Genomic DNA, 16,317 nt, shown 5'->3' with positions numbered 1-16,317 from the left:
GGGAAGATTAGCGGCGGCTGCGATTGTGGAAAGGCCAGCCTTGTAGCTTTGAAAGCTGGTCAGCGGTTCCGATCAGACGTTGCCCGGTCGGCTGCATGACGGTCTGCTGTATGCGTTCCATCCTGTTCGCGATCGCCGTGGCCTGGGGGCCGAAACCCAATGCCCAGATGAGACGGCCGAGGAAATAAAACCCGAGCATGACGACGAACATCAGTGCCCAGACGATCAGCAGATCAGAGAATGATTGCGGGGGAAAAAATTCCATAAAGCCTCCGATTCATTGAAAACGGCCGTTGTGAGCACTCAGAACGTTCTGAATCTGCGTCCTAGCTTTCAGGAAGTCATCGCGTGTCGCGAGGCCCGTTTCGGCTTGGTAGAACAGCACCATGAACATATTGGCCGTGGCTTCGGCCAGCGGCCCCAGCTCTCGCGCGGCTGCCTGGTCCAGCCAGTCGATAGCGTTCAATTCCGCTGCCGCGTGATGAACGACTTGGGAAAATTCGTTAGGATATACAGTTGCCATTTTTCACCTCTCTCACAGGTGGATAGTGGAAGTGTCGGCCGGCGTTGCATCGTCGGCCGACGCGCTTTAGGTCGCCTGCGGCCGGTTTACGAAAGCTGCGACCTCATCATTGCCGGCGTCTGCCAGCGCATTGTCATTCGAGTTGGAGGGGCTGTTGTCAGCGCTCGGGCTGCTGGCCGCCTTGATCGTCGCGGCGAGCTTGCCGCCAGCGGTTTCCGCAATCCGGCTCTTGGCCGCGCCGGCCATGCTGCTGGCCTTGGCTGAGGCCATCGAGCCGATGCCTTTGGCGAGGTTGGCGACCGTACCTTTCGCGATCTGGCCGGCTTTTCCGCCACCAGAGGAACTACCACCACCAGAGCTACCGCCGCTTCCAGATGCCCCATCGCCTGCGGCCTGGGCCATCGGGGAGCCGCCGCCACCGGATGCAGCGGCCATAGGCTCGCCGCCAGTAGCGCCAACGCCACCAGATTCTCCGCCGCCGCCTGCGTTCGACATATCACCACCGCCACCATCGGCGACTTGAGCGGCCGCCGACGCTGCCGTCATGACGGCTTGCGCACCGCCTGCGGCCGATGCAGCCAGGGAAGCACCGCCGGACGCAGCAGCGGCCACAGCTTGCGCCGCCATGCCTGCGGCCGCCATGCCTGCACCTACAACCGCGCCAGCTCCGAAGTTACCGAGGCCACCGGCCGCGCCAACGCCGCCGCCGGTGATGATGCCGGAGATCAGGGGCGGCACCCGGTTAATGAGCAACAGCAGTGCCAGGCAGAAAACCAGCATCACGCCCATTTCTTCAAAGTTGAGCGTGCCCTTGCCCATCTTGGCGTAAAACCCGGTCAGCATGTCGTTGCCGATCCCGACCAGAGCGACCATGACAAGCAGGTTGACGCCAACCGCGAGGACGGTCTTGTAATAGTTGATAGCCATATCCGAGGTCCAGCGCGAGCCGCCGAAGCCGAGGAAGAAGATTCCCAGGTACATCAAGCACCAAGACGACACCAGAACAAGCAGCATATTGACTGCAATGGTGGCGAGCAGCAGCAGAATTCCGATGCTAAGAATTGCCCCGATGACCGTATCAACCGGACTCCACAGGGACGAGTTCTTGACGTGCTGCTGAAAGATCATAAAGCCCACATCGACGATGCCGGAGGGCGTCACGGACGATATACCGGTAGCTTTCGATCCGAGTTGCTGCAAGGATTGAATAATCGCTGATGCGATTTCTGGCCCGTTTCGCAGCAGCCAAAGGTAGAAGCCGAAAAACAGGATGAAGCGCACAAACTCCGCGAAGAACTCTCCAACATCCGCCCTTTTCATGACGAGTGTGCCGCCCGTCCAGACCAGGGAAATCGTGCCCAGGGTCCAGAAAAGCCAAGTCGCGGCATCCATGATGACCGTTTTCCAGCTCGATGCCTTGCTGGCGAACTCCGTCACCACCTGGTCAAGCATGCCCTGATTGGTCAGCTCGGCCGAGGCACCCGTTGAGAACAATGCGAAGGCCAGGCCAACGCTAAGGACGAGCGCCATTCGTTTCATGGTTTCACCTCCAGCCAGTTCTTAGGAGTATCAGTCGGTGCAATCACCGACCGGCGGGAGCACGCGCCGGCGAACTGCTCACGCGTCTGTCGATCCCCGATTTTCTGAATGCGGTCGGGCGCGCAGTTTTCCGCGTTCACCTCGGGCATTTGGGCCGGCTGCTTGTTATCGCAGCCGGCGACCAATGCGACGAGAACGGCGGTCAAGAGGACCATTGATTTCTTCATGTTCCCGCCCTCCTACGGCTTCACTTGCAGCCAGTTTTTCGGATTGGGAGTCTTCCCGATCCTGGACTCCGTCGATGCCTTATGCGCGGCTTCCTGTTGCGCCTCACGGTCGGTTCGGGCCTGCAACTGTGCACCGATGGCGTTCTGCTGCGCGAGCAAAAGGCCACGGATTTGCTGAAGCTGGTTGGACTGTTGGCTGGCAATTTGGTTGGCATAGCCAATGGCTTCCATCTGCCCTTTTGCGCCCTGCGCCTGCGATTGCAGACGTTCAAGCTGCCGCGCGTCTGACTTGAGATTGTCCTGTTGATCTTTGATGCCCTTGAACAGCGCATCATTTGCAGCCTTTTGCGACTGTGAAGCCAAGGCGCGAGTCTTCTCCAGCGCGGTACGTTCGGTGTCAGAGCAGCCGGCCGAGGTGAAGCACGGCGACGATTTGTAGTAGGACACGTCCTGGAACTTACCCAGGTAAGCGTCCAGGCTGCCGGCCTGATTGGTGAGGTTATTCAGGGTGTCGATGGACTGCATCAATCCGTTAATGGTGGACTGTGCCTGATCCCAAATGTAGGCGGCGGGCGCGGCCGTGTTTTGCAGCATGTTTTCGTACTGCTGCAACTGCGTTGAGTATTGCTCGATTTGCTTCTGGACCTGCGCGACCTGTTGAATCGCGGTGACGGTCGTTTGCGACAGGTTGGTTCCGTCAATGACCGGAATGCCTGCATGCGCGGGCATTGAAACGATGCCAAGGGCCGCGACGACGGTGAGAGCGATTTTAGCCGCTAAATTTTGCGACCTCGTAGTGAGTAGCTCTCGCCTGTTACTCAGAGGGCTATATGTTTTTGCGTGCATTGCGTTGACCTCCATCAGTCACTTTCGAATGTGTGCCTGATATTGCCCTGCAATGCGGAATCATATCGACCTAATAATTGGCGAAAATGGTTGACATTAGAAATAGTTCTTCAAAGGTGCAGGAACTACGGCTCGCTAGGCTCTGCCTAGCCGGCGACGTTTCCCGTTCTCGCCCATCTCGTTTTCTGTAATCAGCCGAACCTCACGAGCCGGCGGTAGCCGGCCAGCCTCGCAGAGCAGGATTCCCGTTGAGTGCCCCCGGCGCGAATAAGGGACAGTGAAGATAGCTAATCGGCTCCGCCGATTAGCTAACTTCACCTATCCTGCCCGCCTTACGGAGTTGTTTACACCAAGAAAAGTTCTGGTCGCGTTTGTGGATTTCTCTGTAAACGCCGAGCCGAACGTGTATACGCGGCAAATGCACGGCATTACAGGAAAACACAGAGGTTTCCTGCCGATTTCCGCGCGAATTCCTCAACATTTCCCCGTGATTTCCGTACGCCGTTTGCAGATGCAGCCGATCCGAATTCGAAGATGCAGGAGTGAGCGCAGCGAACCACGGGGAACAAACTTCTCCGGATAGAAACGTTGTTTGGACGCCAGGGGAAGGGTGTTTTAGCCGCTAAAGAACGGCGGCCGCCCTACTCTGTACAGCGGCGAGGACCGGCTATCATGTCGCTTCCGAAATCTCGTATGGAGGCAGAAGTGGCAGTGTTGAAGGGGCTTGTGGTTGGCGTACTGATGGGATCAGTGTTGGTCGGCTGCGGTGACGATGCCAGTGCGGATAAGCAGTACGACGTGAGCGACGAAACATGCAAAGCGGATTATTGGAAGACCTTGCCGGCAGGAAAGTCGCGCGATGACCTGGTAGCGCAATGCTTGCGCCGTGGCGAGTACAAGCACTCAGAGCCGAAAACCTGGTAAAGCGGCCCGGGCCGGCTCAACTTCCGCACCTGACGCCGGAACTGTCAACGAACGGCCTGTGTGAACGCAGAAAAGCCCATATTTTCGGTGCTTTCGCATTTCCATGTTCTTGATTTGTATCGACTTCATTGACACTTGAGGGGCCGCTTCTCGCGGAAAGAAGAATAATATTCTTACCGATATCAGGCCGCCGGTTCACTCCGCGTGGACCAGTCTCAACCGGCGCCAGCCTGAAAACGCGATGTACGGTCCGTGGTGCGATTTTCGGGTCGCGAGGCCACCCAACCAATACCGAACCGTTTTGAACCGCCTCCTGGTCGTCCTGCGCGCTTTTGCAGGGCATCTGATCCGGTCGCCTCCTATTCCATCCGCATTGTGCGGATGTGGGACGCGCCATGAAGCGAAACCGGAAACCGACGTTTTAGGTTGAACGCCAGGAGGAGCAGTAGGCGCATCCGGCAGACGCTCTCCTTCCTTGGTGTTCAACCGTCGGCCCGTGGCCGACCGGCAAGGCCGGACCGCGCATCAAGCGCGGGCTGTGCCGCGCAGGATCTGAATATCCTGAATATCCTGCTAACTCCGGGCGGCTGTGCCACGTTTCGGGCGACTGTGCCACGCTATCGGGCGGGTGTGCCACGCCATCGGGCGGCTGTGCCACGCTTTAGGTGTTGCCAACGCCCCTCTTCCTGATTCGGTCGCCGTCAATCGCAAGCCCAATTTGCCGTAATTTTTCAGCATCCTCCTTGAGCCTTCGACGAGCATCGCGCATGGTCTGGCTTGAGGCTTCCCCGGTTACTGCCACGATAATGGTGTCCAGATACCATCCGCCAGTCGGCTCTACTTTGTGGCTCAAAACGTGCCGCGCGACAGCCTGGCTGATGCCATGCTGTAGGCGAGCAACGGGGGCCGGGTCATAGTACAAGCTCAAATCATGTTCGAGCAGCATCACAAGCGCAACACCAAGCCGCACCCGCCAGAGGCTCCGCTCACCCCCCGTCAGGGGATCGGGACGTGTCATGGGCGAAGGGATAACATGGTCAATCAATCCGCCGATGATTGGAAAATCGAATTGCGGGGTCTCGATTGAGATCGTCGCGGTGCGTAATTCAACCAACAGCTTTTCGATCTGCGTAAAGCTGTACCGGCTGTCAGACAGTGTCTTTCGCACACGGGCGGGGTCCACCAGAAGCTCAACGCCACCATCTGAGATATCGCGCCGACGTTCAGCGCAGTACAAGACTGCCTCCACAATATCGGCGTGCCGCTGCCCTAACCTACCGGTGACGCGGCAGCGCCCGAAAGACGTGTCCACCCAAATTGCTTCGCGCAGGCGTGGGCGCTGACTAGGCTGATAGAGCATCACCCGTGCCTGCGCGCTCGTACTGGTAGGGGTCACGGCATTACCACCGCTCATCGTCCCTCCCATTCACGACGTGCAGGCTGCTCTCCTTCTTCACCTCCACTAGCTCTACCGGCCGCAACACACCGCCGGCGTGCCTCAAATACCAGCGATCAAAATCGGTGGCGTCGTAGTTCTGTTTGGATACGCCGAAGCGCACGAAGTAGCCGCGCCGCTCGTTTCCGATGGGCTGTCGCTCATAGACGCGATCACTCAGACGCTTGGCCTCATCCGCGCTCATCTTCGCCACGAAGCCACACCAGCGGGCATTGTCGATTAGAGCTGACGCGCCTCTGGCGGCCTGCTGCTGATCGGCCAGCCCCTCGCGCGCGCTACCTTTGCTGACGTGGTGCAGGTACAGAACTGATGCGCCGGTGCTGGCCGCGACGTACTCAAGGGTGGCGACAAGACGCGCCATGTCGCCGTTGCTGTTCTCATCCAAGCCGTGAATCCGGCTCAAAGTATCGAGCACAATCAGCCGAGCACCTGCGCTAGTCTCAATTAGACGGGACAACTCTGATTCTTTCATCACGTCCATGCGCTGCCCCATGATCGGCATAACGCTCAGGTTCTCCGCGATGGCTTCCCGAGCCTGCCGATCAAGGTACTTGCCGATAGCGTGAATTCGACACACAAGCGCTGCCGGCGGATCTTCTCCAGCCAGGTAGATCACGCGGCCAGCGTGCTGCGGGTTGAAGCCCACAAGGTCACCGCCCGCAACGCTGCACGCAATGGACATTGCTGCTTCAAGCGCCCAAAAGCTCTTGCCAGTGGCTCCAGGCGCTACCAACGCTCCGACTGTTCCCGCAAGGAATCCAGGCCATATGAAATCAAGTACAGGCGGCTCATTCTCGAAGGCCGCCCGCAAATCAATGGACACAATTCAGCCCCCCATTCCGGGGCGACGGGCTTGGATGCCCGACAACTTGCGGGCCTTAATCCATTCCTCGACATCGGCCAAATCCCACACGACATTTCGGCTAGTGAGCGCAATCCGGCGGGGAAATTCTCCCCGTTGCTCCAGGTTGTAAATCGTGCGCTCGCACAGCGGAATCATCGCCAGTAGTTTTTTTTTTGTTGATTAGGGTCCTGTTCGTCGTTGCCTGCATGCATTGACCTCCGTCAGTCACTTTCTAATGTGTGCCTGATCATGCCTTGCAACGCAGTATTGCATCAGCCTAATAATTGGCGATAATGGTTGACATGAAAATTAAATCGACCATTACCGTTTGGGAGGGATGCGATCCCACAGTCTCAGAAGCCATCGGACAGCTTCAGGATCGCTGGCATCCATACTCCAGGTATTCAAAGCGCTACCCCATCGTTCGGCTGATACAGGAGCTGATCGACCCCGCTATGGCCGCATACACGGCGGCGCTGCCACAACGCTACCTGGGCCACGTCCCTGGCGCGGGAACAGGGGTGAGCTTCAGCGAGATCATTCGGTTGGTGGGGCTTGATGCGATGGTTCGCGTGCAGCGGCAGTTGCTACGCCAGTTCGTCAAAACCGTGGACAAGCAATCCAAGAGGGATGAGCGATTTGTGGCGACGCTGGAAACGTTGATCGAATTGGTTGCGGACTGCGCCTGCAAGCGACCGGCAAAGTCCCGAGTGCGAACCACTCGCCTAAATGGCGAACGTCGTCAAAGTTTTTGCAGGTTCTGCGGGTCACTCACCGAACTCGCCTTGTACGCTGATGGGAACGACACCCCGAAGGCCAATGATCTGGAGGAAGAACTTCGACTGAGCAGCCAATACTGCCTGGAGCACCGGCCAAGGTTGCCAAGTGGCACCTGGAATACCGCCTATCGGCAAGCGAGGCGATCAGTCGCTCAGTTCGATCTCGAGTTGGCCAGGCTTAGCCAGCAAAGCGCAAAGCCTGCCACTCCCCAAGTTAAATCGGGGGATCAACTGGTTGATAACTACGTCTTTCACTATGTGGCGGGTCAATGCTTACAGCCGGCAGACACAACCGAACTCCGCAATCAAGCGCGGCAAATGGTGGACGCAAAACTGTCGGACCGTAAAAAGCAGATGCTGATGCTCCAATGGTCAGGACACAATCAGTCGGAGATTGCACGAAGACTGGGCATCGAACGCCAGGCCGTCTCTAAGGCAATTGCCGCAATCCCCGAGAGATTTCACCTGAAACCAACGAAGCGCCATGGCCGGTAAATCCTTTGCGGCCTGGACCTTTTTTTGCTCATGTGGAAATCACGGGGAACTGTTGAGGAATTCACGCGGAAATTGGCAGAAAACCTCTGAGTTTTCCTGTAATGCCGTGCATTCGACGCGTATACACGCTTGGCTCGGCGTTTACAGGGGAATCCACAAAACGCGACCAGAACTTTCCTTGGTGTAAACAACGCCGTAAGGCGGGCAGGATAGGTGAAGTAGGCCCACCCACAAGCGGGTGTTCCTTCTTCACTGTCCCTTATTCGCGCCGAAGGCACTCAACGGGAATCCTGCTCTGCGAGGCTGGCCGGCTGCCGCCCGCTAACGAGGTTGAACGATGGTTTTTTTAGCGGCTAAAACTGCGTGGGTAAGAGTAGTCCTCCACGCTCCCATCCAAATTCACGATTTCAGGCTTGGCTTCTTGAGCGTCCATTCGTCGATCATGTCCGCCCAATCCTGTAGCATCGACGTGCGCTGCTCGCGGTACTCGGCCTTGTTGTAAACGGCCCTGACGCCCCTCTGCTCGTGCGCCAAGCACTTCTCGATCCAGTCGGTGTTGTAGCCGGCCTCATGCAGCAGCGTGCTGGCCGTGCGCCGCAAGTCATGCGGCCCGAACTTGGCGAGCGACTTCCCCTCTTTCTGCGCCAGCCGATACGTCAGTGTCAGCACTTGGTTAAGTGTGGCGCTGCTCATAGGCAGATCGGAGTCATACCGCGACGGAAGCACGTACTCCGATCCTCCGGCAAAGGTCTTGAGGGCAATGAAAATGTCCAGCGCCTGCCGGGACAGGAACACCAGGTGCGAATTGCGTCGCTTCATCCGCTCCTTCGGGATCGTCCAAAGCGCCTGGCTGAAGTTGATCTCGCTCCAGGTCGCGTTGGTCAACTCGCTCTTACGTACCATCGTCAGCAGCAGCAGCTTGGCCGCCGCCCGGATGGAAGGGGTCGTGCCGATGCGCTCCATGTACTGGTACATCAAGCCGATTTCATCTGGCGTCAGCGCCCGGTCACGTGGCTCGAACTTGGCGATGGTCGTAGGACGCACCAGATTGGCCGGGTTCTCGACCTTCTGGCCGCGCTCAATGGCCCAACGATAGACCTGCAACACAATCTCGCGGGAATGCACTGCCGTTGCCGGCGCGCCTCGCTCCACGATGGCATCGGTCAGCGTGCGCAGGTCTTCGTGGGTAATCTCTGCCAGTTTCTGGTTGCCAAATTTCGGCTTCAGTTCACGCTCGAAGACAGAGCGGCGCATATCTCGCGTGGATTCGGCCATCTGGTACCCGCGCAGCCACTTTTCGGCCCAGGCGCCGAACGTCTCCGCATCTTTGATGCGAGCCTTATCCCTGGCTTTTTCCTTGGCTGGCGATTTCCCTGCGGCAATCATCTTCTTGGCCTCGCCCAGCCGCTCACGGGCTTCTGCCAGGGTGATCCCGCCGATACCGTAGCGGCCGAAGGTGATGGTCTCCTGCCTGCCGTGGATCGAATAGTTGTAGCGGAACGAGATCGACCCGGCAGGCGTCACGGCCACATAGAGGCCGTCGCGGTCGTTCACCTTGTAGAGTTTGTCCTGTGGCTTGAGGTTGCGCAGCTTGGTATCGGTCAGCATGGGTTGGGTGGCTCTCCACGTCAAAATACCATGCCCAGAACACCCGTACTTTCTCCATATAAATTTATATAGATCAACGAGTTAGGTAAATTTGATACCATGAACCACTCGTTCTGAGCGACATGGTATCAACTGCCAAGCATGGCATCAGGTTCATTCGATACCCTCTACCATGCCATAAAAAAATGGTGCTTGGCTATGCGAAAATTTACCAGATGGTGCCACTCAAAGAATCAAAAAAGCCCGCATTTACGCGGGCTTAGGCGCTCTTTCTTGCTGTCTGGTGCCGGACTGTACTAGACGTCCGATCACTCCCACTCAATCGTCGCAGGCGGCTTCGAACTCACGTCATAAACCACCCGATTGATCCCCCGCACCTCATTGATAATCCGCCCCGACACCCGCCCCAACAGCGAATAAGGCAACTCCGCCCACCCCGCCGTCATGAAGTCGGTGGTCTCCACGGCCCGCAGCGCAACCACGTAGTCATACGTCCGCCCATCCCCCATCACCCCCACCGACTTCACCGGCAGGAACACGGCGAACGCCTGCGAGGTCAGCTCGTACCACGTCTTGCCGCTGGCCTCGTCCCGCGTGTTGCGCAGTTCCTCGATGAAGATGGCATCCGCCCGGCGCAGGAGGTCGGCGTACTCGCGCTTGACTTCCCCGAGGATGCGCACGCCCAGGCCGGGGCCGGGGAAAGGATGGCGGTAGACCATTTCCGGCGGCAGGCCGAGGGCGATGCCGAGTTTGCGGACTTCGTCCTTGAAGAGTTCGCGCAAGGGTTCGAGCAGCTTGAGATTCAACGTGTCCGGCAGGCCGCCGACGTTGTGGTGGGACTTGATGCTGACGGCCTTGCCGGTCTTGGCGCCGGCCGATTCGATGACGTCGGGATAGATGGTGCCCTGGGCGAGCCAGCGGGCGTTCTTGAGTTTGCCGGCTTCGTTCTGGAAGACTTCGACGAACTCGCGGCCGATGATCTTGCGCTTGGCTTCGGGGTCGGTGACGCCGGTCAGGTGGCCCATGAAGGTGTCGCTGGCGTCCACGTGGATGATGCGGATGCCCATGTTGTCGGCGAAGGTCTTCATGACCTGCTCGGCTTCGTTCAGGCGCAAGAGGCCGTGGTCGACGAAGACGCAGGTGAGCTGGTCGCCGATGGCCTTGTGGATGAGCGCGGCGGCGACGGAGGAATCCACGCCGCCGGAAAGACCGAGGATGACTTCGTCGCTGCCGACCTGCTGGCGAATGTGTTCGACGGCTTCGGCGACGTAGTCGGGCATGTTCCAGTCGTGCGCGCAGCCGCAGATTTCGTGCACGAAGCGGCTGAGGATGGCCTGGCCCTGGACGGTGTGGGTGACTTCGGGATGGAACTGCACGCCGTAGAAGCCGCGGGCTTCGTCGGCCATGCCGGCGACGGGGCACGAGGGGGTGGAGGCCATGAGGACGAAGCCGGGTGGCAGCTCCAGGACTTTGTCGCCGTGGCTCATCCAGACCTTCAGCATGCCGTGACTGTCGGCGTTGCGGAAATCCTCGATGCCGTTGAGCAATCGGGTGTGGCCCTGGGCGCGCACTTCGGCGTAGCCGAACTCGCGGTGGTCGGCGAAGCTGACCTTGCCGCCCAGTTGCTGGGCCATGGCCTGCATGCCGTAGCAGATGCCGAGCACGGGGACGCCGACTTCGAAGACGGCGTGCGGCACGGTGGCCGAGCCGTCGTCGTAGACGCTGGCGTGGCCGCCCGAGAGGATGATGCCCTTGAGGCCCTGGGCCGCCTGCTCGCGCACGAAGGCGTCATCCACGTCGCCGGGGTGGATTTCACAGTACACCTGGGCTTCGCGCACGCGGCGGGCGATGAGCTGGGTGACTTGCGAGCCGTAGTCGAGGATGAGGATGCGGTCGTGCATGGTGGCGGCGGTGCTCGGTAAGGAGATGAATCCCGTGATTTTAGCCGGTAGCGCCGGGGGCCTGGCGCCGGCGGACGGGGCATCCAGAGGATCCGGCGCCCCGTGAGACGGCGCCGGCCCACACTCGCCCTTCTACGCCATCTCCGCCAATATGTCGGCGATTTCCTCCAGCGCCGGCATCCTTACCTCCCTGCGCCGTGCGAACACGGCGGAGCTTTCGCCGAAAGGCTCGGCCAAGGGCAAGGCGCGCACGACGCCCAGTTTCTCGTAATAGCGCACGGCGGTGCTGGGCGCGATGGTGAGCAGTCTCGACGCGGCAGCCACGGGAAGGTTGGTATGGAAGGAGAAGGACTCGATCTCGGGGCGGGGCGGCATGAGGCCGGCGCTCAGGAAGCGCTGGTCGAAGAACTCGCGGGTGCGCGCGCCGTGCGGTGCCACGATCCATGGTTCCCGGGTCAGGGCGCGCAGGCTGACCGGCCGGCCCTCTAGGTACAAGGGGTGATCCGGCGCGCAGGCGATCTCCAGCCGGTCGGTCCACAGGGGGCGGATGACGATGTCGCGCGCCATGGCGACGTGCTCGCCTTCGAGGTCGAGCCGGCCGACCATGCCGTCGATGTCGCCGCGGATGAGGCGCTCGACCAGCACCGGTACGGTGCCCTCTTCGATGCACAAGCGCGGGAGCGCCTGCTGTGCGGTGAAGCGCCGCACCAGATGGGGGATGGCGGTCACGCCGACGGCGGGGATGATGCCCAGCCGCACGGTGGGCACGGCGGGCGATTCGGCGACGTCGAGCACCGCCCCCTGCACGGCGGCCAGCGCCACCCGCAAACGCTGCAAGGCGATCTCTCCGGCGGGTGCGAGCACGCTGCCCGAGGCGCTGCGCACGATGAGCCGCTCGCCGAAGGCGGTCTCCAGCTCGCGCAGCATGTTGGTGGCCGCGGGCTGGCTCAGATGCAGCGCGTTGGCGGCAGCCGAGAGCGACCCCTGCTCGGCGACGAGGTCGAGCAGCCGCAGATGGCGCAGGCGCAGGCGTTCCAACTGGTTCTGCCGGGCGCCGGGCGACAGCGGCGCCGGGCCGGAACCCGTTTTCCCGTCCTCTTGCCGCGGCCCACGCGGACGGCTGGTGCGAGCCATACGATTTCCTTATGGCGAATTCATAACTGGATAATTTACAAGCATAGCTTGACGCAGAACAATGGCCGGATAAACACACCACACAATGGAGACAACCCATGCATGCCCTGCCTGGGGCCCCCGATTCGGGGCGCGCACGGCCGCGCGCCGGCCGCCGGACGCTGCGCCATGGCGCAGCGCCGCCATCTTCGAATACCGCCGGGCGACGGCTGCAAGCCATGGCGGCGTCTTTGGTCCTGGCCGGCGCGGCCTGCGCCCCGGCCGCTGCCCTTCCGGCCGCGGCCGCGCCCGTGGTGACGATCGCGCAGGGCCGACTCGCCGGTTCCGCCGAGAACGGCCTGCACGTTTTCAAGGGCGTTCCCTACGCACAGGCGCCGGTGGGCGAGCTGCGCTGGAAGCCGCCGGTGCCGGACGCCGGCTGGCAAGGCGTGCGCGACGCCACGGCCTTCGGGCCGAGCTGCGTGCAGCCGCCGCTCGCCGCCGACAACATCTATGCCGACCCGCCCGCGGCGATGAGCGAGGACTGCCTGACACTCAACGTCTGGGCGCCGGCCGATGCGCGCAACGCGCCGGTGGTGGTCTGGATCCACGGCGGCTCGCTGCGCATGGGCGGCAGCGCCCAGCCCATGCACGACGGCGCCCACTTCGCGCGCCGCGGGGTGGTCTTCGTCTCGATCAACTATCGCCTGGGGGTACTGGGCTGGCTGGCGCACCCGGCGCTGCGCGCCGAATCGCCGCAGCACGCCTCGGGCAACTACGGCCTGCTCGACCAGATCCAGGCATTGCGCTGGGTACGCGACAACGTCGCCGCCTTCGGGGGCGACAGCGCCAACGTGACGGTGATGGGCGAATCGGCCGGCGCGCTCAGCGTGACCTACCTGCTGACGAGCCCGCTGGCGCGCGGCCTGTTCCACAAGGCCATCGCCCAGAGCGCCAACATCCGGGCCGTGCCGGAATTGACCGGCCCGGCCTACGGGCTGCCGGCGGCCGGGCAGATCGGGGCGGACATCGCCAAGGCGGTGGGCGCGGCCGACCTGCCGGCGCTGCGCGCGATGGATGCCGAAACGCTGACGCTCGCCAGCACGAAGGCGGGGTTCTCGCCGCAGGGTACGGTGGACGGCTGGTCCCTGCCCGCCCAGGTGGTCGACACCTTCGATCGCGGCGAGCAGGCCCGGGTGCCGCTGCTCGCGGGCTTCAACAGCGGCGAAGTGCGCTCGCAGCGCTTTCTGCCCGCGACGCCGCCGGATGCCGCCACCTACGAGGCCGAGATCACCCGTCGCTATGGCGACCTGGCGCCGGCCTTTCTGCGCCTGTATCCGGCCTCCGACGTCCAGGAGAGCATGCTCGCCACTTTGCGCGATGCGATCTACGGCTGGGCCACCGAACGCATGGTGCGCCAGCAGGCGCAAGCCGGGCTGCCCGCTTATCTATACATTTTTGATCACTGCTACCCGGCCGCCAGGCAGCGCGGGCTGTGCGCCTTTCACGCCAGCGAGTTGCCCTATGTATTCGGCCAGGTAGGGCCCGACGCGGCGCTGTCCGTGAACTGGCCGCGCCCGGAGGGCGCCGCCGAAGCGGCGCTGTCGGATGCCATGCTGGACTACTGGGTGGGCTTCATCCGCGATGGCGTCCCCGCCGGTGCGGGCCGGCCCGCCTGGCCGCCCTATGCCCGGAACGAGGGCTACATGCGCTTCGCCGATGGCCCCAAACCGGGCGCGGATCCGATCGCCGGCATGTTCGAGATGCAGGAAGAACTGGTGTCGCGCCGGCGCCGGGCAGGCCAGCAATGGTTTCTGAACGTCGGCGTGGCGGCGCCGGTGGTGCCGCCGCGCTCACCGGCAACTCACTAGAAACACACGCAAGGAGACCCCTCATGTCCGTTACCTCACGCACCCGCGTGGCCCTCGCGGCAGCGCTCACCGTCGGCGCATTCGCGTCGGGTTCGGCCGCGCTCGCCGCCGACAGCTATCCCAGTCGCCCGATCCGCATGATCGTGCCCTATGCGCCCGGCGGCGGCCCCGACGTGCTCGCGCGCAAGGCCAGCGACCTGCTCGCCAAGGAATTGGGCGCCACCGTGGTGGTCGAGAACAAGGTCGGCGCGGGCGGCATGCTGGCCGGCGAGTTCGCCGCGCGCGCGCCGGCCGACGGCTATACCGTCCTGCTGGGGTCGTCCAGCCACGTGACGCAGAAAGTCCTGCAGCCCAGCCTGAACTTCGATCCCGTCAAGGACTTCGTGCATGTCACCCGCACGGGCTTCTCGCCGTCGGTACTGGTGGTGACCATCGATTCGCCGATCCAGGACGTGCAGGGCTTGATCGAGGCCGCCAAGGCGGCCCCCGCGCCCCTGCAGTTCGCTTCGGGCGGCATCGGCAGCGCCGCGCATCTTTCGGCGGCCGCCTTCAGCCAGGTGGCCGGGATCCAGACTTCCCACATACCCTACCGCGGCTCGGTGGAGATCGTGCCGGCGCTGCTGCGCGGCGACGTGCAGTTCGCGTTCCCGGTGTCCTCGACCGCCCTGCCCCAGATCGCCAACGGCAAGGTCCGGCCGCTGGCCGTGACCTCGGCCGAGCGGCTGCCGACCCTGCCCGAGGTGCCGACGCTGAACGAAGTCTTCCAGCGCGAGGATCTGGCCCTGGATTCCTGGGGCGGCGCGTGGGTGCCCGCGGGCACGCCGCCCGACGTAGTGGCCAAGCTCTTCGCCGCCTTCCGGAAGGTGTATAGCCAACCCGACGTGATCGCCTTCAACGAGCAGGTCGGCACCCTGGTGTCGCTCAGCGAAAGCCCCGAGGAATTCACCCGCTTCGTCGAGGCCGAGACCGCCAAGTACCGCAAGATCATCACCGACAGCAAAATCGAGATACAACAATGACGCAACAGGATTTCGCCCCGCTCGCCGGGGTTCAAGTGCTCGACTTCTCGCACGTGATCGCGGGCCCGCTTGCCACTTTCTTCCTGACTCGTCTGGGCGCACAGGTCATCAAGGTGGAGCATCCCGATGGCGGCGACGTGATGCGCAATACCGAGAAGGGCCGGCAATCCTTTCTCGCGCTCAATGCGGGCAAGGAGGAATTGCAGCTCGACCTGTCGCTGCCGGCCCACCAGGCCCGCGCGCGTGCCCTGCTCGCCGACTGCAACGTGCTGGTCGACAACCTGCGTCCGGGCACGCTGGAAAAATACGGTCTGGGCTATGACGCGGCCATCGCCATCAACCCGCGCCTGGTGTACTGCGCGATCTCGGGCTTCGGGCGGGCGAGCCCGGCCTGGGGGCTGCGCCCGGCCTACGACCACGTAGTGCAGGCCGCCACCGGCATGACGTTCATGGCCGGCCTCGAAGGCGATCCGCCGATCAAGACGGGCTTTCCGGTGGTCGATTCGGCCACCGGCCTGCTCGCCGCCTTCGCCATCGTCGCGGCGCTGCGCGACGTGGATCGCACCGGCAGGGGCTGCCTGCTCGACGTGTCGATGACGGGCGCGGCCATGCAGTTGATGTACGGCTTTGCGGCAGAGGCGCTCACGCAGGGAACGACGCCGCCGCGCGTGGGCAACCAGGGCTATTCGGGCAGCCCGTCGGCGGACTTCTTCCCGGCCCGCGAGGGTTGGATCGCCTTCGGTGCGAACACGCCGCGCCAGCTCGCCGGCCTGCTGGACGAACTGGGCATGGCCGACACGCTGCGCGACCCCGCGGTCTTCGATCCGCCGCTGGAGCTCACCGGCAAGCCGACCTTCGTGCGGGCCAAGGACCCGGCCGAACTCAAGCGCCGGCTGCGCGCAGCGGTGGCGCAAGAGGACGCCGCCGACCTGGAGCGGCGGCTGATCGCGCGTGGCGTGCCTTGCTCGCGGCTGCGCACCATCGCGGAATTCGCCCGCGATGCCGTGGCTGAAGGGGCAATCGAGACGGTCACGCTGACCGAAGGCGAGATGTCGGTGACGACGCCAGGGCTGGGCTTCGGCGTGCGGCGCTGAGGCGCATCGGGCGCGTCCGGGCTGGCATCGGCGCCAGCCCCCTCCCCCGGACGCGGGCAGCCCTCCGCGCCCGCCGTC

Annotated in this window: 16 protein-coding genes; 5 read left to right on the top strand and 11 right to left on the bottom strand. The window is 62.5% G+C overall.

The window, feature by feature from the left end; translation table 11 throughout:
• Positions 1 to 7 precede the first annotated feature (7 nt).
• The 5 genes from FOZ76_RS23070 to trbJ form a co-directional block, all read right to left on the bottom strand.
• Positions 8 to 265 (bottom strand): hypothetical protein, encoded by a 258-nt coding sequence (locus FOZ76_RS23070; RefSeq protein WP_143950598.1) that lies wholly within the window; start codon positions 263 to 265, stop codon positions 8 to 10.
• A gap of 12 nt (positions 266 to 277) precedes the next feature.
• On the bottom strand, positions 278 to 523 hold the full coding sequence (locus tag FOZ76_RS23065) for a type I toxin-antitoxin system ptaRNA1 family toxin (RefSeq protein ID WP_143950597.1): 246 nt from the start codon (positions 521 to 523) through the stop codon (positions 278 to 280).
• Positions 524 to 589: 66 nt separating this feature from the next.
• Positions 590 to 2,062, bottom strand: coding sequence for a P-type conjugative transfer protein TrbL (gene trbL / locus FOZ76_RS23060; RefSeq protein WP_143950596.1), 1,473 nt, complete (start codon positions 2,060 to 2,062; stop codon positions 590 to 592).
• Positions 2,059 to 2,289, bottom strand: a complete 231-nt coding sequence (trbK, locus tag FOZ76_RS23055) for an entry exclusion lipoprotein TrbK (RefSeq protein WP_143950595.1) — start codon at positions 2,287 to 2,289, stop codon at positions 2,059 to 2,061. The genes trbL and trbK (FOZ76_RS23055) overlap by 4 nt, the downstream gene beginning before the upstream one ends.
• Before the next feature lie 12 nt (positions 2,290 to 2,301).
• Positions 2,302 to 3,150 carry a P-type conjugative transfer protein TrbJ gene (gene trbJ / locus FOZ76_RS23050; protein ID WP_425473343.1) on the bottom strand — a complete coding sequence of 283 codons (849 nt, stop codon included), beginning with the start codon at positions 3,148 to 3,150 and terminating at the stop codon, positions 2,302 to 2,304.
• A 657-nt stretch (positions 3,151 to 3,807) separates the two neighbouring features.
• Here trbJ and trbK (FOZ76_RS23045) point away from each other — a divergent pair.
• Positions 3,808 to 4,059 (top strand): entry exclusion lipoprotein TrbK, encoded by a 252-nt coding sequence (gene trbK, locus FOZ76_RS23045; RefSeq protein WP_211366419.1) that lies wholly within the window; start codon positions 3,808 to 3,810, stop codon positions 4,057 to 4,059.
• A 661-nt stretch (positions 4,060 to 4,720) separates the two neighbouring features.
• Here the strand turns inward: trbK (FOZ76_RS23045) and FOZ76_RS23040 are convergent.
• The 3 genes from FOZ76_RS23040 to FOZ76_RS23030 are packed head-to-tail and all read right to left on the bottom strand — an operon-like array spanning position 4,721 to position 6,515.
• Positions 4,721 to 5,473, bottom strand: a complete 753-nt coding sequence (locus FOZ76_RS23040) for an ABC transporter ATPase (protein ID WP_143950594.1) — start codon at positions 5,471 to 5,473, stop codon at positions 4,721 to 4,723.
• Positions 5,460 to 6,338: a helicase RepA family protein gene (locus FOZ76_RS23035; protein WP_143950593.1), complete on the bottom strand. Its 879-nt coding sequence runs from the start codon at positions 6,336 to 6,338 to the stop codon at positions 5,460 to 5,462. Before FOZ76_RS23035 ends, FOZ76_RS23040 begins: the two co-directional genes overlap by 14 nt.
• A gap of 3 nt (positions 6,339 to 6,341) precedes the next feature.
• Positions 6,342 to 6,515, bottom strand: coding sequence for a helix-turn-helix transcriptional regulator (locus tag FOZ76_RS23030; protein ID WP_211366416.1), 174 nt, complete (start codon positions 6,513 to 6,515; stop codon positions 6,342 to 6,344).
• Positions 6,516 to 6,661: 146 nt separating this feature from the next.
• On the opposite strand from FOZ76_RS23030, the gene FOZ76_RS23025 reads away from it, so the two are divergent.
• Positions 6,662 to 7,633 (top strand): LuxR family transcriptional regulator, encoded by a 972-nt coding sequence (locus FOZ76_RS23025; RefSeq protein WP_246129715.1) that lies wholly within the window; start codon positions 6,662 to 6,664, stop codon positions 7,631 to 7,633.
• Between the two features lie 399 nt (positions 7,634 to 8,032).
• Here the strand turns inward: FOZ76_RS23025 and FOZ76_RS23020 are convergent, their stop codons facing one another.
• The 3 genes from FOZ76_RS23020 to FOZ76_RS23010 all read right to left on the bottom strand — a co-directional run bounded on the left by FOZ76_RS23020 (position 8,033) and on the right by FOZ76_RS23010 (position 12,276).
• Positions 8,033 to 9,241, bottom strand: a complete 1,209-nt coding sequence (locus FOZ76_RS23020) for a tyrosine-type recombinase/integrase (protein WP_143950591.1) — start codon at positions 9,239 to 9,241, stop codon at positions 8,033 to 8,035.
• A gap of 308 nt (positions 9,242 to 9,549) precedes the next feature.
• Positions 9,550 to 11,142: a glutamine-hydrolyzing GMP synthase gene (gene guaA / locus FOZ76_RS23015; protein ID WP_143950590.1), complete on the bottom strand. Its 1,593-nt coding sequence runs from the start codon at positions 11,140 to 11,142 to the stop codon at positions 9,550 to 9,552.
• Between the two features lie 132 nt (positions 11,143 to 11,274).
• On the bottom strand, positions 11,275 to 12,276 hold the full coding sequence (locus FOZ76_RS23010) for a LysR family transcriptional regulator (protein WP_143950589.1): 1,002 nt from the start codon (positions 12,274 to 12,276) through the stop codon (positions 11,275 to 11,277).
• Between the two features lie 218 nt (positions 12,277 to 12,494).
• Here FOZ76_RS23010 and FOZ76_RS23005 point away from each other — a divergent pair, with 218 nt between their 5' ends.
• From FOZ76_RS23005 to FOZ76_RS22995, 3 genes are read left to right on the top strand one after another with little or no spacing between them, the layout of a single operon-like run.
• Complete coding sequence (locus tag FOZ76_RS23005; RefSeq protein ID WP_143950588.1) at positions 12,495 to 14,126, top strand: carboxylesterase/lipase family protein; 1,632 nt, start codon at positions 12,495 to 12,497, stop codon at positions 14,124 to 14,126.
• Between the two features lie 23 nt (positions 14,127 to 14,149).
• Positions 14,150 to 15,145: a Bug family tripartite tricarboxylate transporter substrate binding protein gene (locus FOZ76_RS23000; RefSeq protein WP_143950587.1), complete on the top strand. Its 996-nt coding sequence runs from the start codon at positions 14,150 to 14,152 to the stop codon at positions 15,143 to 15,145.
• On the top strand, positions 15,142 to 16,239 hold the full coding sequence (locus tag FOZ76_RS22995; protein ID WP_143950586.1) for a CaiB/BaiF CoA transferase family protein: 1,098 nt from the start codon (positions 15,142 to 15,144) through the stop codon (positions 16,237 to 16,239). Before FOZ76_RS23000 ends, FOZ76_RS22995 begins: the two co-directional genes overlap by 4 nt.
• The last annotated feature ends 78 nt before the right edge of the window (positions 16,240 to 16,317 follow it).

This window comes from Verticiella sediminum (assembly GCF_007558815.1).
In the GTDB taxonomy this organism is placed as follows: domain Bacteria; phylum Pseudomonadota; class Gammaproteobacteria; order Burkholderiales; family Burkholderiaceae_B; genus Verticiella; species Verticiella sediminum.
The sequence above is the reverse complement of the archived record's forward strand: the minus strand, read 5'-3'. Positions and strand labels throughout refer to the sequence as shown.